This window comes from Pseudomonas sp. JUb42 (assembly GCF_024807945.1).
Lineage (GTDB): Bacteria > Pseudomonadota > Gammaproteobacteria > Pseudomonadales > Pseudomonadaceae > Aquipseudomonas.
Genome location: NZ_JANUFD010000008.1, coordinates 241,515 through 268,305, shown reverse-complemented (window position 1 = coordinate 268,305; position 26,791 = coordinate 241,515). Strand labels below are relative to the sequence as shown.

The following is a 26,791-nucleotide window of genomic DNA, read 5'->3' as shown; positions in this document are numbered from 1 at the left end:
GCCTATACGCCACTACTCGAACAAGGCATCCAGCGCCTGTTCCAGGCGTGTCACGGCAATGACCTGCAAACCCGTCGGCGCCTCTTTCGGGGCATTGGCCTTGGGCACGATGGCTCGCTTGAAACCGTGCTTGGCGGCCTCCTTGAGCCGCTCCTGACCACTGGGCACCGGCCGTACCTCCCCCGACAGACCGATTTCACCAAACACCAGCAGGTCGTGTGGCAGCGGGCGATTGCGCAGGCTGGACATGATCGCGGCCATCAGGGCGAGGTCGGATGCGGTCTCCAGCACTTTGACCCCGCCGACCACGTTGAGAAACACGTCCTGATCGTGGGTAGGAATACCGCCATGGCGGTGCAGGACCGCAAGGAGCATGGCCAAACGATTCTGATCAAGACCCAGCGTCACTCGGCGCGGGTTGGCCAGATGGCTGTCATCGACCAAAGCCTGCACTTCCACCAGCATGGGTCGGGTGCCTTCCCAAGTGGCCATGACCACGCTGCCCGGTACTTCTTCCTGTGCACGAGTGAGAAAAATCGCCGAAGGGTTGGAGACTTCTTTCAGCCCCCGGTCAGTCATGCCGAATACGCCCAGCTCGTTGACCGCACCGAAACGGTTCTTCACCGCCCGCAGCAAACGCAGGCGGCCATCGGACTCGCCTTCGAAATACAGCACGGTATCGACCATATGTTCCAGCACCCGAGGCCCGGCCAAAGCGCCTTCCTTGGTGACGTGACCGACCAGGAAGATTGCCGTGCCGCTCTGCTTGGCATAACGCACCAGCAGCGCCGCACTTTCCCGCACCTGCGAGACACCGCCGGGAGCCGATTGCAGTTGCTCGGTGAAAATGGTCTGGATCGAGTCGATCACCATGACCTTGGGCTGTTCAACCCGCGCCGTGGCAATAATGCTTTCGATGCAGGTCTCGGTCATGACCTTGAGCTTGTCCTGGGGCAGCCCCAGACGACGGGCGCGCATGGCCACCTGCTGCTGGGACTCTTCCCCCGTGACGTACAGCGCCGGCATGGTTGCGGCCATGTTGCACAGGGTCTGCAAGAGAATCGTCGACTTGCCGATCCCCGGATCACCGCCGATCAGCACCACCGAGCCATCCACCAAACCGCCGCCCAGGACCCGGTCCAGTTCGGTTGAATGGGTGGAGAAACGCGGGATTTCCTCGACGCTGACTTCAGCCAGAGTCTTGATCTGCGCCTGTTGCCCGGTCCAGCCAGTGCGGCCGCTGGGAGCTGCCGCCGCGCCGCTTTCCAGCACGGTTTCGACCAGAGTGTTCCAGGCGCCGCACTCGCTGCACTGGCCCGCCCACTTGGGAAATGTCGCGCCGCACTCGGTGCAGCCGTACAAGCGTTTGGCCTTGGCCATGGCAACCCCCGTCAGAAAAAGGGAGCAATCATAACGCAGCACGGCCGCGGTATTTTTTTCAAAAACCAATAAAACCTATGCAGCAGACGTCGGTCGATTGCATGAGCACTGCTATATACATGAAGGGCTGGATTAAACTGCCCGGATAAATTCATCTGTAACAAGGAACCTACCCATGAGCGTACTAAGCGAGTTCAAGGCCTTTGCCGTCAAAGGTAACGTGGTCGATATGGCCGTCGGTATCATCATTGGCGCGGCATTCGGCAAGATCGTTTCGTCGTTCGTCGGCGATGTAATCATGCCGCCCCTGGGGCTGCTGATCGGCGGCGTGGACTTCAGCAACCTGTCCGTAGTCCTGCGCCCGGCAGAAGGCGCTGCACCGGCTGTGGTGCTGGCCTACGGCAAATTCATCCAGACCGTGATCGACTTCATCATCGTTGCCTTCGCCATCTTCATGGGCGTCAAGGCGATCAACCGCCTCAAACGCGAAGAAGCCAAGGCGCCGAGCCTGCCGCCAGTGCCGAGCAAGGAAGAGGTACTGCTGGGTGAGATCCGTGATCTGCTTAAAGAACAGAACACTCGCCCTGCCAGCGTCGTTACCAATAATTCTCCACCGCAACCTGGCCCGGTCGTCGGCTGAGACTGAGGTTCAGATCACGCTGTTTGAGCAGCTTGCGGGTGTCGTCGATCATCTGCGGGTTGCCACACAGCATCAGGCGCGAGTGCTCCGGCGTCAGGGGCAAGCCCGCCGCCTGTTCCAGTTCGCCGTTCTCGATCAGTTGGGTAATGCGCCCGTGCAGCGCGCCCGGGTGTTCTTCCCGGGTGACAATGGGGATAAACAGGAACTTGTCGGCATATTCGGCCAGGTAATCCCGGCTCATCAGCTCGGCAATCAATTCCTGATAAGCCAGTTCGCCGGCCTCGCGCACGCTGTACACCAGAATGACCCGTTCGAAGCGCTCCCAGACCTCGAAGTCCTGCAGGATCGACAGAAACGGCGCAACCCCCGTCCCCGTAGACAACATCCACAAATCACGGCCGTCGACGAAGCGATCCAGGGTCAGGAAGCCCGTTGCCTGTTTTTCGACCAATAGCGTGTCGCCTTCACGCAGGCGGCTCAGTTCGCTGGTGAACTCGCCGTCCGGCACCACGATGGAAAAGAACTCGAGAAACTCGTCATGGGGCGATGAGACCACTGAGTAAGCGCGCCATACGGTACTGCCATCGGCCTTGGTCACACCCAGGCGGGCAAACTGTCCGGCACGGAAACGAAAGCCCGCGTCACGGGTGGTGCGCAGGGTGAACAGGCTGGGCGTCAGCGGTGTGACGGCCAACAGGGTCTGGCGGGTGAATTTTTCGTCGCTGGCGGTCATGGGTACTCCTGACGCCTCGTCTATAAGGGCAAACTCTCTGTGCAAGTGTCCTGCAAAGTGACGTCGATAAACACCGGCAATGGGTAAGGACATCCTGTGGCAGCGGTCTGCGCGAGTTTTTTAGAGCATTTGGCTCTTGCCGTTATCGCGGCAATTCAGCTTGTCAGGCGGACAATCCCCGGCGCGCCCGCTCGCACTTGGGTTTTACCATCGGCCGTTAAATGCGGGCCTGTAACGTTAATTGTCCATCTGTCCGGCCAGATTGTGCCGCCGCTGTTTGCGCGGTGGCGCTCTCTACACTGAACAAGGGACCGGCTTATAGCAGGGAGACGCTCAATGGACGCCTTGGACTTGGACCCGGCTTATCAATGCTCACGCCACACACTCACGCACAGGGAAATAGAAACCCTGAAATGGTCGGCCGTTGGCAAGACCGCAGCCGATATCGCCATGATTCTGCGCATCAAGGAGCGCACCGTTCATTTTCATATCGCCAGTGCCGTACAAAAACTGGGCGTGCCCAATAAAACCGCAGCCGTAGTGCAGGCCATTTCAGAGGGCATGTTCTGAACGCCGCCTAAATCTCAAGGTGCCAACGGGCAAAAAGGACGTAAAATCGCCGGTTTGAGCGAGCCACGAGTTTTTCGGGCTGCGCAGATCCCCGTCGATTGCCCAGAGTCCTTTTTGCCCATGCCCTTGCTTATCAGTCCTTTCGCCCAGCTCGATCTTATCCGCCAACCCGAGCAACAGGACGAGCCATTGCAGGCGTTCGACGCAGCCGACGAATACCTGCTCAATTACGTGGCCGAACAGGGCCTGAGCCTGCAAAGCAAAGTATTGGTGCTCAACGACAGCTTCGGTGCGTTGGCGGCGAGCCTGATGCCCCATGCCAATGTGGTCAGCAGCAGCGATTCGTTCCTGGCAGTGCAAGCCCTGGAAAAGAACCTGGCGCGCAACGGCATGGCCTACGACGCCGTCCCGGTGATTCCCGCCAGCGAGCCCCTGACCGGGCCTTTTGACTGGGTGCTGATCCGTATCCCCAAGACCCTGGCCCTGCTGGAAGAACAATTGATCCGCCTGCAAGGCCAACTGGCGCCCGGCGCCAAAGTCATTGCTGCGGCCATGGTCAAGCACCTGCCGCGCTCGGCCGGTGAGCTTTTAGAAGAATATGTCGGCCCGGTGCAGGCGTCCCTGGCGGTGAAAAAAGCCCGCCTGCTGTTCGCTGAGCCGCAAGCGGCAGAAATCCTGTCCTCGCCCTACCCTACGCGTTACAAGCTCGACGAACCGGCCATCGAACTGGTCAACCACGCCAATGTGTTCTGCCGTGAAGGACTGGATATCGGCACCCGTGCGTTCCTGCCCTACCTGCCCAAAGACCTGGGCACGGCCAGGGTCGCGGACCTGGGTTGCGGCAATGGCGTATTGGCGATCGCCAGTGCCCTGGACAACCCGGACGCTCAGTACACCCTGGTCGACGAGTCTTTTATGGCTGTGCAGTCGGCTCGGGAAAACTGGCAGGCAACACTCGGTGAACGCGAGGTAACGATTCGTGCCGCCGACGGCCTGGAGGGTCAGCCCACCGATTCTCTGGATGTGGTGCTGTGCAACCCACCGTTCCACCAGCAACAGGTGGTGGGGGATTTCATCGCCTGGCGCATGTTCCTGCAGGCCCGGGCCGCATTGGTTACCGGTGGCTCGCTCTATATCGTCGGCAACCGCCACCTTGGCTATCACGCCAAGCTGGCGCGGCTGTTCCGCGGCGTCGAACTGGTCGCGGCCACGCCCAAGTTCGTCATTCTCAAGGCGCGCAAATAAGCGTCAGTGCGTGGTCAGCCCGGCCGCACTCATGAACAGGCGCATGAGGCTGGCGAAGATAAACAGCGTCAGGACACTGCCCGCCCAAATTGCCAGCAGCCAGCCCAGGCGCTGCCAGAACGGTTTGTTGCGGGCCGGGTCCTGCTGGTCGTCGAGCGTGGGTTTGCTGGACATGGGGTAGTTCTCCTCTGTTCTGAATCAACGCGATTTTGTAGGAGCTGCCGAAGGCTGCGAATGACTTCACAACCATTTCGCAGCCTTCGGCAGCGCCTACAGGTTCCTCGTTACCCGCTGATGCCTAGTGATACCCGTCCGCCGGCGTGACTTTCCCGCGGAACACGTAGTAGCTCCAGAAGGTGTAGCCGAGGATGAACGGGATGATGAACAGCGTCCCCACCAGCATGAAACCCTGGCTTTGTGGCGGCGATGAGGCGTCCCAGATGGAGATCGACGGCGGTACGATATTCGGCCACAGGCTGATGCCCAGGCCGCTGTAGCCGAGGAAGATCAGTACCAGGGTTAGCAGGAACGGCATGTAGTTGGCATTACGCGCCACGGCCTTGAAGAAAGCCACCAGGGTGACCAGCACCAGAATCGGCACCGGCAGGAACCAGAACAGGTTCGGCAGGCTGAACCAGCGATGGGCGATGTCGGCATGGGCCAGGGGCGTCCAGATGCTTACGACGCCGGTCACCGCCAGCAGCGCCAGGGCCAGAGGACGGGCCAGGTCATGCATGGCCTTCTGCAGGCCGCCTTCGGTCTTCATGATCAGCCAGGTGCAGCCGAGCAAGGCGTAGGCGACGATCAGCGCCAGGCCGCAGAACACGCTGAACGGTGTCAGCCAGTCCAGCGAGCCTCCGGCAAACTGGCGATTGACCACCGGAATGCCATCGATAAAGGCACCCAGCGCCACGCCCTGGAAGAAGGTCGCCGCCAGAGAGCCGCCAATAAAGGCCTTGTCCCACAGGTGGCGCTTCTCAGCCGTAGCCTTGAAACGAAACTCAAAGGCCACGCCGCGAAAGATCAGGCCGATCAGCATCAGGATCAGCGGCAGGTACAGCGCCGACAGCACCACCGAATAGGCCAGCGGGAAAGCCCCGAACAGTCCTGCGCCACCCAGCACCAGCCAGGTCTCGTTGCCGTCCCAGACCGGTGCCACGGTGTTCATCATCACGTCGCGGTCGGATTCATCCTTCATGAAAGGAAAGAGAATGCCGATGCCAAGGTCGAAGCCGTCCATCACCACGTACATCATGACGCCGAAGATGATGATCACGGCCCAGATCAGCGGAAGATCAATACCCATGATTCAATTCCCCTTGTTCAGGCTGTGAGAGTGATCGCCATTGCTGTCATCAGCCGCAGACAGAGGACGTGCCGGTGTACGTTGCTGACCAGGACCACCTTGTTTCGGCGCATCACCCTCGTGACTGACCGGACCCTTGCGGACCAGGCGCATCATGTAGCCGAAGCCGGTGCCGAACAGCAGGAAGTACACCACCACGAACAGCACCAGGGTGATGCCCATCTGCGCCACGCTATGCCCGGACGAACCGTCCGCCGTGCGCAACAGGCCGTAGACGACCCAGGGCTGGCGGCCCATTTCCGTAGTGATCCAGCCGGCCAGCAGGGCGATCAGCCCCGAGGGCCCCATCCACAACGCCAGATAAAGGAAGGCTCGCGAGCTGTACAGCGTGCCGCGCTTGCGCAGCCACAGGCTCCACAGGCCGGTAAAAATCATCAGGAAACCCAGGCCAACCATGACCCGAAATGACCAGAACACCGCCGTCGAATTGGGCCGGTCTTCAGGCTTGAACTCCTTGAGCGCCGGGACCTGCTTGGTCAGGCTGTGGGTCAGGATCATGCTGCCCAGATAAGGAATTTCCAGGGCGTACTTGGTGCGCTCTTCCTTCATGTCCGGCAAACCGAACAGAATCAGCGGGGTCGGCTCGTTACCGACGTTTTCCCAGTGGCCTTCGATGGCCGCGATTTTCGCCGGTTGATGTTCAAGGGTGTTGAGGCCATGGAAGTCGCCGATCACGGCCTGGGCCGGTGCGACGATCAGGGCCATCCACATGGCCATCGACAGCATCTTGCGTACCGGTGGCGTATCGCGACCGCGCAGCAGGTGCCAGGCCGCCGAGGAACCGACGAAGAACGCCGTGGCCACGAAGGCTGCCGTAGCCATGTGGGCCAGGCGGTAGGGGAACGACGGGTTGAAGATCACCGCCAGCCAGTCCACCGGAATCACCCGGCCATCGACGATTTCAAAGCCCTGAGGCGTCTGCATCCAGCTGTTGGAAGCAAGAATCCAGAAGGTTGAGACCAGGGTGCCAATGGCCACCATCACCGTCGCGAAGAAGTGCATGTTGCGCCCGACGCGGTTCCAGCCGAACAGCATCACCCCGAGGAACCCGGCTTCGAGGAAGAACGCGGTCAGTACCTCGTAGGTCAGCAAAGGCCCGGTTACCGCCCCGGCAAAGTCGGAGAAGCGGCTCCAGTTGGTGCCGAACTGATAGGCCATCACCAGACCCGAGACCACGCCCATGCCGAAGTTGACGGCAAAAATCTTCGACCAGAAATGATACAGGTCGCGATAAACGCCGTTGTTGGTCTTGAGCCAGAGGCCTTCGAGTACCGCCAGATAGCTGGCCAGACCGATGGTGATGGCAGGAAACAGGATGTGGAAGGACACAGTAAACGCGAACTGGATTCGGGCGAGCTCGAGGGCATCTAGGCCGAACATAGGAATTCCTCTATCTATCAGGTGACCGGCACGGTGACGGCATGCGTGTAGGAATTATTCGAGTGCGTTGCGCAAACCGGGAAACGCTGAAAATCGACTACACAGCACGCCTGCTGGCGTATTGATGCAGATCAATCAACGCTAAAAGCGTAGTCCTATTTCCTCCCGGCAGTTATGTGGTCGTTTGCCGCGTGGCAGGTTGTCTCACCCCCGCAAACGGCTTGAATCCGGGGCCATGAAAACACTTTCCGCGAAGGCCGACGACCATACATTCGGTGCTTGAAACCATACTTTCGGGTCTAAAGCTGACAGGTTTTTCACGCAATTTATTGTTACAAAATGATATTCTCCCCTCCCCCCTCCTTCACCTCAGGCTGCTGTTGCTCATGCCGACCCAAGCGCCCGTGTTGTTGCGCCACCATCGTCCGTTCGTCGCGTTCTGGTTTGCCCGCATCTTTACCGCCAGCGGTTTTCAGATGCTTACCGTCGCCATTGGCTGGAACCTCTATCAACTGACCGGCAATGTGATGGACCTGGGTCTGGTCGGACTGGTTCAATTCGCTCCCCGCGTGCTGTTCATGCTGCATACCGGGCATGTGGCCGACCGCTATGACCGGCGTATCGTCTCGGCGATCTGCCAGTCGGCACAGGCGCTGATTGCCCTGGTCCTGTTCGTCAGCAGCATGACCAACAGCGTCACCCGGGAAATGATCTTTATCCTGTCGTTCATCTTCGGCATGGCCCGCTCGTTCGAGATGCCCACCACCCAGGCCTTGCTGCCGAGCATCGTCCCGGCGAGCCTGTTTCCCCGGGCCGTGGCATCGGCACAGTCGGCCCAGCAATCAGCCACCATCATCGCCCCGGCGCTGGGCGGTTTTCTCTACGCTTTCGGCAGCAACTGGGTCTACGGCCTGACCGTCGGCCTGTATGTGATTGCCTGCTCGTTGATGCTGACGCTGCCTGCCCGGCAGACGCCGCTGAACAAGAACAAGGCCACCCTGGAATCACTGATGGCGGGGATTCACTTCATCCGCAGCCGTCCGGATATTCTCGGTGCCATTTCCCTGGACCTGTTTGCCGTATTGCTGGGCGGCGCCACCGCGCTGTTGCCAGTATTCGCCAAGGACATCCTGCTGACCGGCCCCTGGGGCCTGGGCATGCTGCGTTCGGCACCGGCCATCGGCGCCCTGGGCATGTCCCTGTGGCTGGCGCGCTATAGCGTGGATCGGCATGTCGGGCGGGTGATGTTTACGGCGGTAGGCGTGTTCGGCGTGGCGACCATCGCCTTCGGTCTGTCGACCTCGTTCTGGTTTTCCCTGGTCGTACTGGCGGTGCTTGGCGGCGCCGACATGATCAGCATGGTGATCCGCGCCTCGTTCGTGCAACTGGAAACCCCGGACGAAATGCGCGGCCGGGTCAGCGCGGTGAACGGCCTGTTTATCGGCGCCTCCAACCAGCTCGGCGAGTTCGAATCCGGCATGACCGCCCACTGGTTCGGCACGGTTCCGGCCGTCGTGCTCGGCGGCGTCGGCACCCTGGCAGTCACCGGGATCTGGATGAAACTGTTCCCCGGCCTGGCCAAACGTGACCGGATGCGCGATATCGTTGAAGAGGCGGAAAAACAAACGGCCTGAGGGCGCTCAGCAACCGTTGGAGCGAGACTTGCCCGCGAATCAGTCACCGCAGTGGGGCTGATTCACCGCATTATCGTTCTTCGCGGGCAAGTCTCGCTCCAACGCGCTCTGCTGATTACCAAAGAAAATCCCGCAAAGCCCCCACCAGCCGCTCATACAGCTCATCCACCTCTGCTGCCTCACGGGCGCGCAGGCAGCCGTGGATCAGCCCCATGCCCAGCTCCAGCCGCGCCCGCACGCCCGCCGTGCGCAACGCCTGTTCATAGGCAATGCCGTCATCACGCAACGGATCAAACTGCGCCACCGCGATAAACGCCGGGGCCAGGTGGCTGAAGTCCTCGGCCAGCAGCGGCCGGGCATAGGCTGAGCGCCAGTGCTCCGGTTCGCTCAGATACAAGCCCAGATATTCATCCACCTCCGCGCTGCTGAGCAACGGCGCGTCAAAGCACTCATGACGTGACGGCAGGCTCGCCGCACCGCCCAGCCCCGGATAGATCAGGGCCTGGCCCAGCGGCTGTGGTTCCCCGGCATCGCGCAAGGCCAGACAGAGCGCGGCGGCCAGATTGCCACCAGCACTGTCCCCCGCCACCGCCATGCGCACCGGGTCGATGCCGAGGTTGTGCGCTTGCTCACGCAGACCGCGCCAGACGGCCAGGCAATCGTCGAATGCCGCAGGGAAAGGGTGCTCCGGCGCCAGGCGATAATCCACGGCAATGACCACGGCACCGAGGTCAGCGGCCAGGGCGGCAGTGACGAAATCATGGGAGTCGAGATCGCCGACCACCCAGCCGCCGCCGTGCAGATACAGCACGCAAGGCGCAGCTTCGTTGTCAGGCCAGTCATCGGGACGGTAACGCCGCACCTTGACCCCGGCCAGGGTGAAATCCTCGACCTGCAAACCCTGCGGGCGCGGCGGTGTATAGGCTCGGCACATACGCGAATAGGCGTCGCGCTGGCCGCTGATGCCAGGTTCGGTAACGGTAAAGGTCAGGCTGTGACGAACGAACTCGGTCAGTTCGGGGGAAAGGGGGTATGGATGATGAGTCATTCAGCGCTCCTGCCTGCCGCAATGTCCCTGATACGCCTTCGTGGGAGCGAATTCATTCGCGAAGGCGGCATTTCAGGCGAAAAAATGCGCCGATTCTGATGGCCTCTTCGCGAATGAATTCGCTCCCACAAGAATTTCAGTGGCTCAGTAAATTATGCATTACCTGGGACGAGCAGTGGCCCTGCAGACATATCCACAGGGCCACATTGGTCTCGAAAAACCTTACTTGATCGCCGCCGTCACAACCGGCGCAGCATCCTTACCATCAAAAGTAGTCACACCAGCCAACCAGCGCGTCAGATCTTCAGGGTGATCCTTGAGCCATTGCTTGGCAACGTCATCCGGCGCCTTGCGGTCCATGATCGGCACCATCATGGCGCTTTCCTGGGCGGCGGTGAACGTCAGGTTGGTCATCAACTGGCTGACGTTCGGGCAACGGGTGGCGTAGTCAGGGGCGGTAACCACCGAAACGGTCGCTGCGCCTTCGTTCGGACCGAACACATCTTCACTGCCGGTCAGGTACTCGATCTTCATATTGATGTTCATCGGATGCGGGGTCCAGCCCACAAAGACTACCCACTCACCGCGCTTGATCGCGCGCTGCACTGCAGCCAGCATGCCGGCCTCACCCGACTCGACCAGTTGGAAACCGCCGAGGCCGAACTGGTTCTTGTCGATCATGCCTTTGATATTGCCGTTGGCACCGGTACCGGGCTCGATCCCGTAAATCTTGCCGCCGAGTTTGTCTTTGAACTTGGCGATATCAGCGAAAGTTTTCAGCCCGCCAGCAGCCACGTAGTCAGGCACTGCCAGGGTTGCCTGGGCGTCGGCCAGACTTGGTTTTTCCAGAACCTTGACCTGCTTGGCTTCCAGGAAAGGGGCAATGTTCTTGTCCATCGCCGGTTTCCAGTAACCGAGGAACACGTCCAGGCGATCATCACGCAGGCCGCCGAAAACGATCTGCTGGGCGGCGCTGGTCTGCTTGACCTCGTAGCCCAGTTTCTTGAGCAGGACTTCAGCCATGGCGCTGGTAGCGATCACGTCGGTCCAGTTGACCACGCCCATACGTACGTTCTGGCACTTGGCCGGTTCTGCCGCCAGCAGCGCAGTGCTGCTCAACATCAAAACACCACAACTGATATGACGAATAAATCTCTTCATGCGTGCTCCCTCGGGTCGGCTCGTTATTTTTTGGCTCGTTCGTGTGGCAGTGAGCTTTCAATCAGCGGCAATGCGGATGTTGCTGCGTGGCCTCAAATTACGCAGCGGCAAGGGGCGCGAAACGCACCAGTGCGACCTGTGTTTGCACTCTGGCGACATTGACGGTTTTGCGATCTTGACAGCGCCGTCGCGGGATTGGCACTGGCGTGCAGACAACTGATGATCCGCCGCAGCCATCGCCTCGCGCTACTGGTATCATGCGCGGCTTTTTCTGACCCACGGAAAATGCCCAGACCGCCCCGGCGACCTGTGCTTTGCTGTTGGAGTCGATTCATTCACGACGCCATGGCGTCCAGGGGAGCCAGACATGCTGGAGCGGCTGTTTCAACTCAAGGCACACAACACCAACGTGCGCACCGAGATTCTCGCGGGCGTGACCACGTTCCTGGCCATGGCCTACATCCTGTTCGTCAACCCGAGCATCCTCGGCGCCACCGGCATGGACAAGGGCGCGCTGTTCGTCGCCACCTGCCTGGCTGCGGCCATCGGCTCCACGGTCATGGGCCTGATCGCCAACTACCCGATCGCCCTGGCACCGGGCATGGGCCTCAACGCCTTCTTTACCTACACCGTGGTCCTGCACATGGGCCATACCTGGCAAGTGGCCCTGGGCGCGGTGTTCATCTCGGCGGTGATGTTCTTCATCCTGTCGATCTTGCGCATCCGCGAATGGATCATCAACAGCATCCCCCTGCCCCTGCGCTCGGCCATTGCTGCCGGTATCGGCCTGTTCCTGGCGCTGATTGCCCTGCATAACGCGGAAATCGTGGTGAGCAACCCGGCCACCATGGTCGGCCTCGGTGACCTGGCCAAACCGGCACCGGTGCTGGCGATCCTCGGCTTCTTCCTGATCGTCGCCCTGGAAAAACTCCAGGTGCGCGGCGCCGTGCTGATCGGCATCCTCGCCGTGACCATCGTTTCCATCGTCCTGGGCTTCAGCCCGTTCGGCGGGATCATGTCGATGCCGCCATCCCTGGCCCCGACCTTCCTGCAACTTGATATCAAGGGCGCCCTGGATATCGGTCTGGTCAGCGTGATCTTCGCCTTCCTGTTCGTCGACCTGTTCGACAACTCCGGCACCCTGATCGGCGTCGCCAAGCGCGCCGGGTTGATGGACAAGAACGGCCACATGCCGAAAATGGGCCGCGCCCTGATCGCCGACAGCACCGCCGCCATGGCCGGTTCCCTGCTGGGCACGTCTACGACCACCAGCTATATCGAATCCGCTGCGGGCGTAAGCGCCGGGGGCCGCACCGGCCTGACCGCCATCGTCGTCGCCGTCCTGTTCCTGCTGGCGCTGTTCTTCGCGCCCCTGGCCAGCAGCGTACCGGCCTTCGCCACGGCCCCGGCGCTGCTGTTCGTCGCCGTGCTGATGACCTCGGGCCTGGCGGAAATCGACTGGGACGACATCAGCGTCGCCGCCCCGGTGGTCATCACCGCCCTGGCGATGCCGTTCACCTATTCCATCGCCAACGGCATCGCCTTTGGCTTCATTTCCTGGACCGCGATCAAGATCCTCTCCGGCCGAGCGCGTGAGCTCAATTCGGCCCTGGTGATCCTGTCGATCCTGTTCGTGATCAAGCTGGGCTGGTTCAACGCATGAGTGTTCCCTTCGACCCCGCGAGCTACGACCGTCAGCTCGAAGACAAAGCCATCCGCCTGCGCGAGCTGCTGGCGCCGTTCGACGCGCCCGAGCCGCAGATTTTCGACTCACCCCGCGAGCACTACCGCCTGCGCGCCGAATTCCGCCTGTGGCGCGAGGCGCAGAAGCGTCACTACGCGATGTTCGCCCCCGGCGATAACAAAACGCCGATCCTGCTCGACGGCCTGCCCATCGCCAGCCAGCGCATCAACGCGCTGATGCCGGTGTTGCGCGACCGTTGGGAAGCCGACCCGATCCTCAATCACAAGCTGTTCCAGGTGGACTTCCTCACCACCCTGGCCGGTGATGCGATGATCACTATGTGCTATCACCGCCCGCTGGACGATGCCTGGAAAGCCGCCGCCCAAGTGCTGGCCGCCGACCTCGACGTCAGTCTGATCGGCCGCTCCAAGGGACAGCGTGTGGTGATTGGTCGTGATTACGTGACCGAAAAGCTTGAAGTCGCCGGTCGCACCTACAGCTACCGTCAGCCCGAAGGCGCCTTCACCCAGCCCAACGGCACTGTGAACCAGAAGATGCTCAACTGGGCGTTTGAAGCCCTGGGCGAGCGCACGGATGACCTGCTGGAGCTGTACTGCGGCAACGGTAACTTCACCCTGCCGCTGGCGACGCGTGTGCGCAAAGTGCTGGCGACGGAAATCAGCAAGACCTCGGTCAACGCCGCCCTGAGCAACCTGGCCGACAACGCGGTGGATAACGTCGCCTTGGTGCGCCTGTCCGCCGAAGAGCTGACCCAGGCCCTCAACGAAGTACGCCCCTTCCGCCGCCTGGAAGGTGTAGACCTGAAAAGCTACGACTTCGGCAGCGTCTTCGTCGACCCGCCCCGCGCCGGCATGGACCCGGACACCTGCGAACTGACCCGGCGCTTCGACAATATCCTGTACATCTCCTGCAACCCGGAGACCCTGGCGGCCAATATTGCGCAACTGCACGATACCCACCGTGTCGAGCGCTGCGCCCTGTTCGACCAGTTTCCGTATACCCACCATATGGAATCCGGGGTGTTGTTGGTCAGACGCTGAAAAGAGCTAACTGTGGGACAGGCTTTAGCCGGGAATACGCCTTCCCGGCTAAATCCGGTCCCACAGAATGCAGCTAAAGCGCAAGATCCGGCGCAATGCCTGCCTCACAACCGCGCCACAACCGCTGCTCAATAACCCGATCCACCGCACACGCCTCCTGCATCAGCAAATGTAACGTCCCGGCAATAGCACTCCAATCATGTTCATCGCCATCGGCGCAAGCCAGGCCATCGAGAAAGTGCGCGGCCAGGCTGAATCGCAGGCTGGTATAGGCATGCAGCTCGGTCAGGGGCGCCTGGGTATCGAGCAGCAGGATGGGAGAGTCTTGGCCGGATTGGGTAAGGGGGAGGTAGCGGTCGGATGGGTTAAGTTGGTTCATAACGTACTCCTACAGAAAATCGATACCACCTTCATCCTCGTCAAACGGATTGGGTGGCAACTGTGTGCGGGTTGACGAACCGGGCTGTAGGAACCGGCAGATCCGAAGATCTCCCACACACAGCTGCCATGAAACTATCGTGCAAACACAGTGTTTGAACAAAGACTCAACAGCGCTACGCGATTACAGCAACGAATCGTCAAATCCGCTCGTTGCTTTGGCAACGATGGCGCGCAAGTTAGAGATTTGGCAGGTCATGCAGGTGGTATTTATGTCTACTTTTTCTCGCAATTACAGTCGACGTGTATTACTGAATATTATTCCTCTAATAAATTTGTAGGAAATATAACTTTAGTTCGTAGGCACTTTCGGAAAAGCCGACAAATCCCGCCAGCACTATCGCCAGCCCCTCTTGGCTTTCATAACCTCGCACTTCCACTTACAGGGAGTACAAGATATGAGCAGGGCTTATTCGTTCATCAACGATAAAATGCAGGGCGATAACACGATCAAATCCCGACTGGGCGCCAGCAATAAATTCGATACGCTGAATATCCATATCCGTAATCGCGTGGTCATGCCGGGGGAAATGGTCATCGTGCCGGATAGCAGCACACCCTCCTGTACCCTCGAAGAGGCCGAGTTCATGCGCATGGCGCAGCATGTCAGCCATCAGATCAGCCATAACTCCCTGGGCTCCGATGGCCTGGCGCTGAAGCACTACGATGTCCTGCAACGTATGCTGGGCCACGCTTCACTGGGCATCGGCGCCGTTTCCGGCAGTTGGAGCAACCACCTGACCGCCATCGAAAAAACCCTCGACGACATCCAGAAGCTGCACAAGCTATCGCTCACCCGAGGCACACCCATCGCCCGCCAGGAGTTCATCAACCAACGTCAGGTGCTGTTTGCCCGCCTCGACGAACAACTCAAAGGCGTTGCCCGCTGGGGAAGCGGACTGCAGAACAGAGGCTCGATCAAAAAAATGCTCGGCATCTCCACCAAAAGCTACCTGCATACCGGCGAGATGCGCGATTACGCCAGACGTATGGAAGGTATAGCGCGCACGGCAAAGTTGCTGAAGCACGGCACCGCAGTTGGCATCGGGTTGAATGTCGTGGCGTCTGGGTTGGAGTTGAAAGAGGCGTGTTCGGTGGGGCGGGAGGAGAAGTGTGAGAAGGCGGCATATGTGGAGGGGGGTAAATTGGCGCTGGGTGTGGGTTTTGGCATGAAAGGTGGCAGTTGGGGGGCTGCAAGCGCCGTATCGACATGTGTTGCGGTTTTTACGATACCGTCAGTGGGCTGGGGCGCTCTGGCCTGCGGCATCATTGGCGGCATCGCGGGAGGGTACATAGGCGGAAAAGTGGGTGAAGGTCTCGGCGAGACGGCAGGTGAGAAGCTTTACGAGTGGAGACCGAAATAATGACAGATACGGAGTTTACGATAGGTATGATTATCGCTCTGAATATTTTCATAAGCTTCGGCTTCACAGGCTATTTTCAATACGGAAAGTTGAGTGAGTTAGAGCATCATTTGGACGGCAACGAGTCTGTCGAATGGAACCGTACAGTATGGGGCTCCGGTTTCATCGGACGGCAAATGAGACTGAATATGATTGTAGTCACAATCCTTATGGCTCGTCGGCTACACCGAAACGGCTTTTTAGGCAAAGATGAAGAAAAGAAAATACCGAAAAAGTTACGCATCCAACTTTTAGCGGCTTACGCCTACGAAAGTGTTGCTGTACTTTCTTCGTTTATATTCTACTTCATGGTCATTGCAGATTAAAACCAGACAGAGGTTAGCAGGATCCAACTTGTTCGCAAGGCAATGAGCGAGCCTCACAGCCCTCTCGCCAACAAGCTGGCTCCTGCCACTATCAAATAGCCCGATCCGTCAGTTCACCATCCACCAACCGGCGAATCCCCAGCGGGTTGGCATTCTGCAAGGCCGGGGGCAGCAGCGCGTCTGCGTAGTTCTGTAGACACACCGGGCGCAGGAAGCGGTCGATGGCCAGGGTGCCGACCGAGGTGCCCCGTGAGTCCGAAGTAGCCGGGTACGGGCCGCCATGGACCATGGCGTCGCAGACTTCCACCCCGGTGGGGTAGCCGTTCAGCAGCACGCGGCCGACCTTTTCCTGCAAGGCATCCAGCAACCAGCCATGGGCGGTCAGTTCGTCCGCTTCGCCGATCACAGTCGCCGTCAGTTGCCCGCGCAGGCCGCCAAGCGCAGCGCGCAGTTGGGTTTCGTCCTCGGCTTCGATGACGATGGTAGTCGGGCCGAAGACTTCTTCCTGCAACAGTTCGTCGCCATTGAGCAGCAGGCTGATATCGGCCTTGAATAATTGCGGTTGGGCCTGCTTGCCTTGCTGCGGCTGGCCGGCCAGATGGCGGACGCCCGCGTGACCGTGCAGATGTTCCAGACCTTTGCCATAGCTGACCAGGGCACCGCTATTGAGCATGGTTTGCGGGTGCTGGTCATTCATCTGCGCGCTCAACTGCTCGACAAACAGACTGAATTCAGCCGAGCGCAGGCCAATGACCAGGCCCGGGTTAGTGCAGAACTGACCGCAGCCCAGGGTGACCGAACCGGACAACTCGGCGGCAATGCGCTCGCCCCGGCTGCGCAGGGCATCCGGCAGAACGAACACCGGGTTGATGCTCGACATCTCGGCAAATACCGGGATCGGCTGCGGGCGCTCGGCGGCCATTTTGCTCAGGGCGTTACCGCCGCGCAGGGAACCGGTGAAGCCAACGGCCTGAATCAGTGGATGCTTGACCAGCCATTCACCGACGCCATTGCCGAAGACCATGCTGAACACGCCCTGAGGCATGCCTGTGCGCTCGGCGGCGCGAATCACCGCTTCGGCGACGCGTTCGGCGGTGGCCATGTGGCTGCTGTGGGCTTTGACGATCACCGGGCAGCCGCCGGCCAGGGCCGACGCGGTATCGCCGCCAGCGGTGGAGAACGCCAGGGGAAAGTTGCTGGCGCCGAACACCGCCACCGGGCCAACGCCGATGCGATATTGACGCAGGTCCGGACGTGGCAGCGGCACGCGCTCGGGCAAGGCACGGTCGATGCGCGCACCGTAGAAATCGCCCCGACGCAATACCTTGGCAAACAGGCGCATCTGCCCGCTGGTACGGCCGCGCTCACCCTGAATGCGGCCACTCGGCAAGGCGGTTTCGCGGCAGACCAGAGCGACGAAATCATCGCCCAGAGCGTCCAGTTCGTCGGCTATGGCGTCGAGAAATTCGGCACGACGCTCGGCGCTGAGGTTGCGGTACAACGGATACGCCGCAGCGGCAGCCTTGGCCGCGCTGTCGACTTCGGCCTCGGTGGCCTGGAAGAAGGCATGGGGCAAGGCTTCGCCCGTTGTAGCGTCGAGGCTGTGCAGCTGGATCGCGCCCAAGGCACTGCGCTGGCCGCCAATGAAGTTGTGGCCCAAGGGTGAAGACATCAACAGTACCTCTGATCAAACAGATAACTAACTGAATGGCAGGATTCTTTGTGGGAGCAGATTCATCCGCGAAAGCAGTATTTCTGACGATAAAGAGGCATCGTCCCTATCGGCCTCTTCGCGGATAAATCCGCTCCCACAGAATTTGTTGCCACTCCGTCCCGCTCCTAAAGCGCCTTGATCTGGCCAATCGCCAAAGGCCGTTCACCTTCGCCAATGCCGTTCTCCAGCGCCGCGCCAAACGCGTCGAGGCTGATCTGGAAGCGGTCGCCGGGGCGGGCCTTGATGCCGTCGGCAAAGGACAGGGTTGCGGTGCCGAAGTAGTGGATATGCACGTCGCCGGGGCGCAGGAACTGGCTGTACTTGAAATGGTGGTACTCAAGGTTGGCCAGGCTGTGGCACATATTGTCTTCGCCGCTGAGGAATTCCTTTTCCCACAGCACCTGGCCGTCGCGCAGCACCCGGCTCATGCCGGACAGATGACGCGGCAGCTCGCCCACCCGCAGTTCCGGGCCGTAGGCGCAGAAGCGCAACTTGGAATGGGCCAGGTACAGGTAATTGCGCCGCTCCATGACATGGTCGGAGAACTCGTTGCCCAAGGCATAACCGAGCCGATAGGGCTGGCCGTCGTCGCCGATCACATAGAGGCCGGTCAGCTCCGGCTCTTCACCGGCATCCTCGGCAAAGGCTGGCACCGGGAAGTCAGCCCCCGGCCGCACGACGATGCTGCCGTCGCCCTTGTAGAACCACTCCGGCTGCGCGCCGACCTGGCCCGCTGCAGGCTTGCCACCTTCGATGCCCCATTTGAAGATTTTCATGGTGTCGGTCATGCCCGCTTCGACCTCACCGTCATGCTGATGCATCTTGTCGCGGGCTGCGGCGCTGCCCAAGTGAGTCAGGCCGGTGCCGCTGATCAGGCAGTGAGCCGGGTCTTCGTGGTCCAAGGGTGGCAGGATCTGACGGTTTTGTCGCAGCGCGGCGTAGTCCGGGCCGGGCTCGGTGCCACGGCTGGCGATTTCGTCCTGCAGGCTGCGTTGGCTGCGAATGGCCGCCAGGGCCAGTTCGCGGGTGCTTAGAGTGTTGCGCACAACCTCAAGGCGCTCGCCGCTGACGACGCCGACCTGGCGTTGGCCTTGGGTGTTTTCAAATTGAATCAGGCGCATGAACGGCCTCCTGGAATTTTGCGGGAGAGAACTGTGGGCCAAATGTGAGCGCCAATTGTGGGAGCGAATTCATTCGCGAAAACGGTATACCTGACGGCAACCCGCCATCGGACACACCACCCTCTTCGCGGATGAATCCGCTCCCACAGGTCTCCCACAAATTGGCAGATATTCCCCAGGCTCTCGATCACTCGATAATGTTGAAGTCGCTCAGGTATTCGTCGGAGATTTCCAGACCAAGGCCCGGTTTGTTGTCGTCCAGCTGGATATAACCATTGACCGGCTGCGGCTCGCCCTTGAACACGTAATAGAACAACTCGTTGCCGACTTCGACGTCGAACACCGGGAAGAACTCGGCCATAGGCGAGGCTGTGGTGGACATGGTCAGGTGGTAGTTGTGCATCTGCCCAGCATGGGGGATGACCGGCACCGACCAGGCTTCGGCCATGGCGTTGATCTTGCGCGCAGCGGTGATGCCGCCGACGCGGTTGGTGTCGTACTGGATCACGTCGACGGCGCGACGCTCCAGCAGGTCCTTGAAGCCGTAGGAAGTGAATTCATGCTCGCCGCCGGAGATCGGCATGATCCCCATCTTCTTCAGTTCGATGTAGCCTTCGATATCGTCGGCAATCACCGGTTCTTCCAGCCAGCGCGGCTCGAACTCGGCCAGTTTCGGCAGCATGCGGCGGGCATACTCCAGGGTCCAGCCCATGTAGCACTCGAGCATGATGTCCACGTCCGGGCCGGCCAGTTCACGCAGGGCGCGCACTTGCTCGATATTGCGCCGCATGCCCGCCGGGCCGTCTTTGGGGCCATAACCGAAGCGCATTTTCAGCGCGGTGAAGCCCTGGTTCAGGTAGCCCTGGGCTTCTTCCAGGAACAGGTCGAGGTTGTCGTTGGCGTAGAGCTTGGAGGCGTAGGTCCAGATCTTCTCTTTGGTACGACCACCCAGCAGCTTGAACACCGGCTTGTTGACGGCCTTGCCCATGATGTCCCAGATCGCGATATCGATAGCCGAGATGGCGGCCATGCCGATGCCCTTGCGGCCCCAGGCGTGGCTCTGGCGGTACATTTTCTGCCAGATGTATTCGTTGTCGAACGGGTCTTCACCGATGGCGATGGGTGCCAGGTAGGTGTCGATGATTTCCTTGGCCACGCGCGGCGCCAGGGCGCAGTTGCCGACGCCGACGATGCCGCTGTCGGTCTCGACTTCCACCACCAGCCAGCCGTGGAAACGGAAGGAGCCCATGGCATCGCCACGTTCGAACAGGATGTCGCTGGCGTTGGTGCAGAAGTGCGCTTGCGGTGGCACGACCTTGCCTTTCCATTCGAAGACGCGGGTACGGATCGCTTTGATTTTCATAAGGACAGTTTCCTTGCTACTGCTTGATGGTTATCAGCCGACCTGTACCGGTTCGTGCTGGGATGAAGGGGTGTTCGGGCTCTGGCGATGCAGCCGCGAGAGCAGGATGGCGCCGATGATGCCGACCGCAGCCAGGGCGAACATGCCGGCACGGGGATCGGCAAACTGGCTTTCCATGATGGTTTTCAGGTTCGGCGCCGCGAAGCCGCCGAGGTTGCCGATGGAGTTGATCAGGGCAATCCCGCCGGCTGCGGCGGCGCCGCTGAGGTAGCTGGTGGGGATGGTCCAGAACAGCGGCTGGACGGCGACGAAACCGGCTGCGGCGAAGCAAAACGCCAGGACTACCGGCACCATGCTCGTACCCAGGGCCGAGGCGGCGATGCCCAAGGCGGCCATGGTCAGCATGCACACCGCCAGACGGCGATGCTGGCCGGTGCGGTCGGCGTAGCGGGTGATCACACGGGTGACGATCAGTGCACAGATCCACGGGATCGCCGTGATCAGGCCGACGTTCAGGCCGATATGGCCATCCAGCAGCCCGGCAATGCGGGTCGGAAGGTAGAACACCACGCCATACACACTCATTTGTACGGTGAAGTAGGCCAGGCAGAACTTCAGCACTTGCGGGTTACGCAGGGCGCTGAGGAAACCGTGGGGGCTGCTGTCTTTTTTCTTCGCGTCTTCTTCAGCCAGGGCGGTTTGCAGCGCGTGCTTTTCTTCGTCACTCAACCAACTGGCCTGGGCTGGACGATTGACCAGATAGAAGTACGCAGCAATACCTACCACCGAGGCCATCAGCCCCTCGACCACGAACAGCCACTGCCAGTTCTTCAGGCCGAACACGCCATGGAATTCCAGCAGCCAGCCCGACAGCGGGCTGCCCAGGACCAGTGCCAGCGGCAGGCCGAAATAGAACATGCCCAGGGCCTGGCCACGGCTCTGCGCCGGGAACCAGTAGGTGAGGTACAGGATGATGCCAGGGAAGAAACCGGCCTCGGCCACACCCAGCAGGAAGCGCAGGACATAGAAGGTATTGGCGTCGCGGGCGAACATCATCGCCGCCGACACCAGCCCCCAGGTAACCATGATGCGGCACAGCCAGACCTTGGCGCCCAGCTTGTGCAGCATGTAGTTGCTGGGCACTTCGAAGAAGGCATAACCGATGAAGAAGATACTGGCGCCAAAGGCGAATGCCGCATCCCCAAGGCCGGTATCGGCCAACAGCGCAGCCTTGGCAAAACCGACGTTGGAACGGTCGATGAAGGCCAGGATGTACATGAGAATCAGGAAGGGCAGCAGCCGCAGGCGGCTTTTGGAGATGGCTCGGTCAAGAGCCTGAGCAGAGACAGGATTTGCCATGGAGGTGTTCCTTGGTGCCGGTATGTCCTGCATAAGGCAGGACGGGCTTTTTGTAGTTGTTTGTCGACGAGTCGATGGGGAGATTTAGCCAGTTACCGATAAGCGCCGCTAATCACTTATGCGTATCCAGTGATAGCTACAGGTGATCGGTCGAAGGTCATGAGTACGAATAGAGTTATATGTAGATATCCGGAACGCGAACATTGCGGGGGGATTGTGGGAGCGAATTCATTCGCGAAAGCGATATTCCTGGCGACTAATATCTATCGGATGGACTGACCTCTTCGCGAATGAATTCGCTCCTGCAGTTGCTCTGGGTTCGCGATCCAAAGCACCAGTGCAGGCAAAAAAAAGCCGCAGACGTTATACAAACCGTTCTGCGGCAAAACTGCGAGTCACACACACATACAGGCAAACCCTTTGAGTCAGTAGCTGCTCCGCCCCATCCGGCAGGCAATCTCGAACGCCTGGCGAATCGCGCCGACGTTGGCCTTGCCCTGCCCGGCGATATCGAAAGCGGTGCCGTGGGCCGGGGTGGTGATAGGGATCGGCAGGCCGCCCTGCACCGTCACGCCACGGGAGAAGCCCATGAGCTTGATCGCGATCTGACCCTGGTCGTGGTACATGGTCACCACTGCGTCGAAGGCGCTGGCATCGCCCTGCACCTTAAGGAAGATGGTGTCCCCCGGATACGGCCCGTCGGCGGCAATGCCTTGGGCGATAGCGGTCTTGACGGCCGGGCCGATGATGTCCAGTTCTTCGCGGCCGAACGAGCCGTTGTCGCCGTTATGCGGATTGAGGCCGCAGACGCCGATGCGCGGACGCTCCAGACCATTACGTTTGAGGGCAGTGTCGATCAGGCGAATGGCTTCGACCACGCGGTCGTGACTGAGCATGCCTGGCACCGCCGACAGGGCGACATGGGAGGTCACCCGGGAGGTCCACAGGTTGTCCAGTACGTTGAATTCGCAGAATGGCCCGTCGAAGCCGAGCAGTTCGGCGAACCAGTGCAGTTCATCGTTATGGGCCATGCCGGCCATATGCAGCGAGGTCTTGTTCAGCGGCCCGAACAGCACGGCGTCGGTGGTCTTGGCGGCGGTCAGCTCGACAGCAATTTTCAGGGTGTCCAGGCAATAGCGCCCGCCAATCACACTGGCTTCGCTGCGGGCAAACTCACCGGTGGCATCGCCGCGAAAATCGTAGAACAGCGGGGTATCGTCACTGAAGTCGAGGTTGTCCAGAGACGCCACGCGGCGATAAGGGAATTCCTTGCCGGCGATATCCATGCCTCGACGCATTTCACTCTCGTCGGCGATCAGGATCACCGAGGCCTGACTACGCACAAGGGGTTCGGACAACAGCCTGGCAATCAGCTCAGGGCCGATGCCGGCCGGGTCGCCCAGTACCATCGCAATTCGGGTCTTGCTCATGCTTGATTCCTCATAGGTTCAGGCCGCGTCTGCGCGCTGGCTGAAGGCTCGCAACGGTAGATACGTCGCGCATTGCTGTAGAACAGCCGCTGCTGATCGGCGCGAGGCAAGTCGCGGACGATGTGCTTGAAGCCGCTGTAAATGTCATCGAACGAGCCGCACAGGCTGTCCACCGGAAAGTTGCTGGCGAACATCGCTCTGTGCGCGCCGAACATGGCGATGATCTCGCGAACGATCCAGGCGTTGTCCTCGGCGCGCCAGGGCTTGCAGTGCTGGCCCAGGCCGGAGATTTTCACCGCCACATTGGGCTGTTCAGCCAACCGCGCCATCGCCGCGTGCCAGCCGGCCAGGCCCTGCTCGCTGCGGTCCGACGGCAGCCCGGCATGGTTGAGAATGATCGTCGTGTCGGGGAAATCCTGCGCCAGAAGTTCGGCTTCCGGCAGGTTCCACCACGGAGTCTGCAAATCGAAATGCAGACCCAATCCTCGCAGCGCGGCGAAGCTGCGCCGCCAGTGTTCGTCACTCATCAGGCTGCGCTCGCTGCCGACCTGCGCAGGTGAAGTCGGGCCGCCGGGCTTATGCCGCACGCTGCGCACCGCCTTGAACCCGGCCTGGGCAGCGAGCACGTCGATGGCATCAGGATGGTCCAGCCAGGCCTGGGCGACGATGGCATTGGGCACGCCGTAGCGGGCGATCAGTTGCTCGACGAAACGTGTCTCACCGATAGGGTCACTGGGGTCCCATTCGGTTTCGACATAAACGGTCTGCACCACCTGATGCTCGCCGGCATCGGCAAAATATTCCGGCGGCAGGTAGCGACGCTTGATCGCCGAGTAGTCACCGTAGCGAAACGGGATATTCACGCCCTCGGCCAGCCAGGGATGGTAATTGCGCTGTGGGTCCCAGAAATGATGATGGGCATCGACAATGGGCCCGTTCCACAACTCAGACATCGGCCACCTCACGCTGACCGTCCAGGCTGATGAACAGCGTGGCCATGACAAACAGCGCCGCGCAGATGGCGAAGAACGCCAGCACTGCACCAAAGCCGCCGAAGAACTGCAGGATCACCCCGACCAGAATCGGTACGAAGATGCCGCCAATGCTGCCCGCCAGGTTCATCACGCCGCCAATCAGGCCAACCCGGGCCGGTGCTGCGAGCAGGGCCGGGAAGCTCCAGTAGAGGCTGCCCCACATCAGGAAGAAGGCGGTCATGGCCAGCAGCGCCACGGCGGCAATCGGGTTGCTCAGGGTCGGCAGCAGCAACAGCGCTCCGAGGGCAATCAACCCGGAGAAGGTCAGCAGGCCCTTGACCGCCAGGCCCCGGCGCACGCCCTTGCGGATCAGGCCGTCACAGAGAAAACCACCAGTCAACGAACCCAGGGCGCCGCAGATAAAGATCACGAAGGTGGCTGCGCCGATACCCTTGATATCGAAACCACGGGCTTGGGCCAGATAACTCGGGCCCCAGGTCAGCAGGCCAAAATAGACCATTGCCCAGCTGGAACGCCCCAGCAGCAGCCCTGTCAGCGAGCGGGCAGCGATGCCCAGGCCCTTGACCGGCGCCCGGGCGGCCTCTGCAGCAGGCGTGGCGCGACCGGCATTGATCTTCGCCAGCTCAGCCGGGTTGACCAGCGGATGCACCGAAGGGTCGTCACGCAGGTAGCGCCACGACACCCAGCCCAAGACCAACGTCGCCAGACCGGCAATCACGAACGCCATGCGCCAGGAGTCGAGGGTGGCAATCAGATAAGCGATGATCAAGCCGCCCAGCGCCACGCCCAACGGGCTGCCGCTGTCCATCATCACTGCACCGCGACTGCGCTCGCTGGGGGCCAGCCACAGGGAAATCAGTTTGCCGCCGGAAGGAAACAGCGGCGCCTCGGCAGCCCCGAGAAACATCCGTGCAAACAGCAGCGACGCGCCACCGGTAGCAAAACCGGCCAACACTTGAAAGGTGCCCCACAAGCCTGTGGACCAGGTAATTACCCGGCGCGGGCCGAAGCGGTCGATCAGCCAGCCGCCGGGGATCTGCAACAGTGCGTAGGCCCAGAAGAAACTGCTGAGAATCAGGCCCTGCATGCTCGGCGACAGCGAGAATTCCTTGCCAATGGTCGGCATGGCGATGGACAGCGAAACCCGGTCGATCAGGTTGACCATGGTTAGCAGAAAGATGATTGCGAAGATCCGCCAGCGCACAGTGGTGGCGCGCGCCGTCGCGGCTAGCGGACCGGCTGTGGCAGGGTCGATTTCGATAGGCGACAGCTGCGCGGGGGCACTGGAACGAGCCATGGTGCTTACCTCTATTTATTGTTCTTGTTGTTGATACCGGTCGGTGCGGCGTCATGGCGCTCACTATCGGGATGCGGGTGATAACCGTCTAATCAAAAATACACATACGCTGATAACCGCAGTGCATAGCACCTCCCCTTTATTCAAATCGCCATGCCTGTGGGAGCGCGGCTTGCCCGCGAACGGGACAACATGAAATTACTGGCATATCGCGGTGCGTCATTGGCGGCCAGGCCTTGCTCCCACAGCCACTCGTCTTTAGTGATGCATGACGCCTCCTGCCATAACCTGAGGTTATCGGCGTATGTGATGTTTTGACTAGACGCCAGCGCCGCACCTTCCCACACTCGCCTCAAGATTTGCCGACACCCATGTCGGACACATCACTCAAAAAACAATTACAACAAAAGAGAGGCCCCACCATGCGCACAGCGCCCTTTCGCCGTACCTCGCGCTTTTTACTCGGTTGCACCCTGCTTGCCGCAGCCACCCTCCCCGCCCTGGCCAGTGCTGCCTGGCAACCGGACAAGAATGTCGAGATCGTCGTCGCTGGCGGACCTGGTGGCGGCACCGATCAACTGGGCCGCCTGATCCAGTCGATCATCACCACCCACAAGCTGCTGGACGTCAACACCGTGGTGTTGAACAAGGGCGGCGGCAACGGCGCCGAGGCTTTTCTTGATCTGAAGATGTCCGCAGGCGATGCCGACAAACTGGTGATCGGCACCAACAACATCTATCTGCTGCCCCTGGTATCCAAGCTCGGCTATCAATGGCAGGAGCTGACCCCCGTCGCCGCCGTGGCCGAGGATGACTTCATCCTCTGGACCTACAAGAACGCGCCCTGGAAAGACGCCAAGGGCTTCTATGAGGCCGTCAAGGCCGACCCGTCGAAACTGCGCATGGGCGGCAGCCAGTCCAAGGATGTTGACCAGACCCTGACCCTGCTGCTGAACAAGACCACCGGCAGCAAGCTGGTGTACATCCCGTTCAAGAGCGGCAGTGAAGCGGCGACTCAGTTGGCGGGCAAACATATCGCCGCCAACGTCAATAATCCCAGCGAAAGCATCAGTCAGTGGCGTGGTGATCAGGTCCAGCCGCTGTGCGTATTCAGCAAGGAGCGCATGGGCTACAGCGAGAAAGTCGCCGGTGACAAAGCCTGGGCCGATGTCCCCACCTGCCACGAACAGGGGCTGGGCGTGGAGCAATACCGCTTCCCGCGCACCGTGTTCATGCCCGGCAATGTCACCGCCGAGCAGCGCGCGTTCTATATCGAGCTGATGCGCAAGGTCTCCCAGGCGCCGGAATTCAAGGCTTACGTTACGCAAAACGCCCTGGTGCCGACCTTCCTCGAAGGCGATCAACTGACCGCGTATATCGAGCAGGACACTGCCCGGGTCACCCCGGTGTTCAAGGATGCCGGCTGGCTGCGTGACTGATTCA

At 60.6% G+C, this 26,791-nt stretch carries 24 protein-coding genes; 9 read left to right on the top strand and 15 right to left on the bottom strand.

The window, feature by feature from the left end:
* Positions 1 to 12: 12 nt before the first annotated feature.
* Positions 13 to 1,380: a DNA repair protein RadA gene (radA, locus tag M2401_RS17990; protein WP_259104823.1), complete on the bottom strand. Its 1,368-nt coding sequence runs from the start codon at positions 1,378 to 1,380 to the stop codon at positions 13 to 15.
* Positions 1,381 to 1,555: 175 nt separating this feature from the next.
* On the opposite strand from radA, the gene mscL reads away from it, so the two are divergent.
* Positions 1,556 to 2,020 carry a large-conductance mechanosensitive channel protein MscL gene (mscL, locus tag M2401_RS17985; RefSeq protein ID WP_259104822.1) on the top strand — a complete coding sequence of 155 codons (465 nt, stop codon included), beginning with the start codon at positions 1,556 to 1,558 and terminating at the stop codon, positions 2,018 to 2,020.
* Here mscL and M2401_RS17980 read toward each other — a convergent pair.
* Positions 1,977 to 2,753 carry a ferredoxin--NADP reductase gene (locus M2401_RS17980; RefSeq protein WP_259104821.1) on the bottom strand — a complete coding sequence of 259 codons (777 nt, stop codon included), beginning with the start codon at positions 2,751 to 2,753 and terminating at the stop codon, positions 1,977 to 1,979. The genes mscL and M2401_RS17980 overlap by 44 nt on opposite strands.
* Positions 2,754 to 3,089: 336 nt before the next feature.
* Here M2401_RS17980 and M2401_RS17975 point away from each other — a divergent pair, with 336 nt between their 5' ends.
* Positions 3,090 to 3,323, top strand: a complete 234-nt coding sequence (locus M2401_RS17975) for a helix-turn-helix domain-containing protein (RefSeq protein ID WP_259104820.1) — start codon at positions 3,090 to 3,092, stop codon at positions 3,321 to 3,323.
* A 120-nt stretch (positions 3,324 to 3,443) separates the two neighbouring features.
* Positions 3,444 to 4,568, top strand: coding sequence for a class I SAM-dependent methyltransferase (locus M2401_RS17970; RefSeq protein ID WP_259104819.1), 1,125 nt, complete (start codon positions 3,444 to 3,446; stop codon positions 4,566 to 4,568).
* Between the two features lie 3 nt (positions 4,569 to 4,571).
* On the opposite strand, the gene M2401_RS17965 is transcribed toward M2401_RS17970, so the two are convergent.
* The 3 genes from M2401_RS17965 to M2401_RS17955 form a co-directional block, all read right to left on the bottom strand.
* Positions 4,572 to 4,742 (bottom strand): DUF2474 domain-containing protein, encoded by a 171-nt coding sequence (locus M2401_RS17965; protein WP_259104817.1) that lies wholly within the window; start codon positions 4,740 to 4,742, stop codon positions 4,572 to 4,574.
* 124 nt (positions 4,743 to 4,866) lie between these two features.
* Complete coding sequence (gene cydB, locus M2401_RS17960) at positions 4,867 to 5,874, bottom strand: cytochrome d ubiquinol oxidase subunit II (RefSeq protein ID WP_259104816.1); 1,008 nt, start codon at positions 5,872 to 5,874, stop codon at positions 4,867 to 4,869.
* A gap of 3 nt (positions 5,875 to 5,877) precedes the next feature.
* Positions 5,878 to 7,314: a cytochrome ubiquinol oxidase subunit I gene (locus M2401_RS17955; RefSeq protein WP_259104814.1), complete on the bottom strand. Its 1,437-nt coding sequence runs from the start codon at positions 7,312 to 7,314 to the stop codon at positions 5,878 to 5,880.
* A gap of 386 nt (positions 7,315 to 7,700) precedes the next feature.
* On the opposite strand from M2401_RS17955, the gene M2401_RS17950 reads away from it, so the two are divergent.
* Positions 7,701 to 8,948 (top strand): MFS transporter, encoded by a 1,248-nt coding sequence (locus tag M2401_RS17950; RefSeq protein WP_259104813.1) that lies wholly within the window; start codon positions 7,701 to 7,703, stop codon positions 8,946 to 8,948.
* Between the two features lie 115 nt (positions 8,949 to 9,063).
* Here the strand turns inward: M2401_RS17950 and M2401_RS17945 are convergent, their stop codons facing one another.
* Positions 9,064 to 9,996, bottom strand: a complete 933-nt coding sequence (locus tag M2401_RS17945; RefSeq protein WP_259104811.1) for an alpha/beta hydrolase — start codon at positions 9,994 to 9,996, stop codon at positions 9,064 to 9,066.
* Positions 9,997 to 10,218: 222 nt separating this feature from the next.
* Complete coding sequence (locus M2401_RS17940; RefSeq protein WP_259104808.1) at positions 10,219 to 11,157, bottom strand: choline ABC transporter substrate-binding protein; 939 nt, start codon at positions 11,155 to 11,157, stop codon at positions 10,219 to 10,221.
* Between the two features lie 367 nt (positions 11,158 to 11,524).
* Here M2401_RS17940 and M2401_RS17935 point away from each other — a divergent pair, with 367 nt between their 5' ends.
* Together M2401_RS17935 and trmA are read left to right on the top strand one after the other, a co-directional pair.
* Positions 11,525 to 12,820 (top strand): NCS2 family permease, encoded by a 1,296-nt coding sequence (locus M2401_RS17935; RefSeq protein ID WP_259104807.1) that lies wholly within the window; start codon positions 11,525 to 11,527, stop codon positions 12,818 to 12,820.
* Positions 12,817 to 13,902 (top strand): tRNA (uridine(54)-C5)-methyltransferase TrmA, encoded by a 1,086-nt coding sequence (gene trmA, locus M2401_RS17930; RefSeq protein WP_259104804.1) that lies wholly within the window; start codon positions 12,817 to 12,819, stop codon positions 13,900 to 13,902. Before M2401_RS17935 ends, trmA begins: the two co-directional genes overlap by 4 nt.
* 73 nt (positions 13,903 to 13,975) lie before the next feature.
* Here trmA and M2401_RS17925 read toward each other — a convergent pair whose 3' ends face one another.
* Positions 13,976 to 14,281 (bottom strand): hypothetical protein, encoded by a 306-nt coding sequence (locus M2401_RS17925; protein ID WP_259104801.1) that lies wholly within the window; start codon positions 14,279 to 14,281, stop codon positions 13,976 to 13,978.
* Positions 14,282 to 14,738: 457 nt separating this feature from the next.
* On the opposite strand from M2401_RS17925, the gene M2401_RS17920 reads away from it, so the two are divergent.
* Together M2401_RS17920 and M2401_RS17915 are read left to right on the top strand one after the other, a co-directional pair.
* Entirely contained in the window at positions 14,739 to 15,704 is a 966-nt protein-coding gene (locus tag M2401_RS17920) for a hypothetical protein (RefSeq protein ID WP_259104800.1), read from the top strand.
* Positions 15,704 to 16,069: a hypothetical protein gene (locus M2401_RS17915; RefSeq protein ID WP_259104798.1), complete on the top strand. Its 366-nt coding sequence runs from the start codon at positions 15,704 to 15,706 to the stop codon at positions 16,067 to 16,069. The genes M2401_RS17920 and M2401_RS17915 overlap by 1 nt, the downstream gene beginning before the upstream one ends.
* Before the next feature lie 91 nt (positions 16,070 to 16,160).
* On the opposite strand, the gene M2401_RS17910 is transcribed toward M2401_RS17915, so the two are convergent.
* The 7 genes from M2401_RS17910 to M2401_RS17880 all read right to left on the bottom strand — a co-directional run bounded on the left by M2401_RS17910 (position 16,161) and on the right by M2401_RS17880 (position 25,348).
* The gene (locus M2401_RS17910) at positions 16,161 to 17,741 is read right to left on the bottom strand and encodes an aldehyde dehydrogenase (NADP(+)) (protein WP_259104797.1); all 1,581 of its coding nucleotides are present in this window, start codon (positions 17,739 to 17,741) and stop codon (positions 16,161 to 16,163) included.
* Positions 17,742 to 17,908: 167 nt separating this feature from the next.
* Entirely contained in the window at positions 17,909 to 18,904 is a 996-nt protein-coding gene (araD1, locus tag M2401_RS17905) for an AraD1 family protein (RefSeq protein WP_259104795.1), read from the bottom strand.
* Between the two features lie 187 nt (positions 18,905 to 19,091).
* On the bottom strand, positions 19,092 to 20,267 hold the full coding sequence (locus M2401_RS17900; protein ID WP_259104794.1) for an L-rhamnonate dehydratase: 1,176 nt from the start codon (positions 20,265 to 20,267) through the stop codon (positions 19,092 to 19,094).
* Between the two features lie 33 nt (positions 20,268 to 20,300).
* Positions 20,301 to 21,626 (bottom strand): MFS transporter, encoded by a 1,326-nt coding sequence (locus M2401_RS17895; protein WP_259104792.1) that lies wholly within the window; start codon positions 21,624 to 21,626, stop codon positions 20,301 to 20,303.
* A gap of 425 nt (positions 21,627 to 22,051) precedes the next feature.
* Positions 22,052 to 23,056, bottom strand: coding sequence for a 4-hydroxythreonine-4-phosphate dehydrogenase PdxA (locus M2401_RS17890; protein WP_259104790.1), 1,005 nt, complete (start codon positions 23,054 to 23,056; stop codon positions 22,052 to 22,054).
* A complete protein-coding gene (locus M2401_RS17885; RefSeq protein WP_259104789.1) occupies positions 23,053 to 24,009 on the bottom strand; it encodes an amidohydrolase in 957 nt (318 codons plus the stop codon). The genes M2401_RS17890 and M2401_RS17885 overlap by 4 nt, the downstream gene beginning before the upstream one ends.
* Complete coding sequence (locus tag M2401_RS17880) at positions 24,002 to 25,348, bottom strand: MFS transporter (protein WP_259104788.1); 1,347 nt, start codon at positions 25,346 to 25,348, stop codon at positions 24,002 to 24,004. The genes M2401_RS17885 and M2401_RS17880 overlap by 8 nt, the downstream gene beginning before the upstream one ends.
* 422 nt (positions 25,349 to 25,770) lie before the next feature.
* Here M2401_RS17880 and M2401_RS17875 point away from each other — a divergent pair, with 422 nt between their 5' ends.
* Positions 25,771 to 26,787, top strand: a complete 1,017-nt coding sequence (locus M2401_RS17875; protein ID WP_259104787.1) for a tripartite tricarboxylate transporter substrate binding protein — start codon at positions 25,771 to 25,773, stop codon at positions 26,785 to 26,787.
* The last annotated feature ends 4 nt before the right edge of the window (positions 26,788 to 26,791 follow it).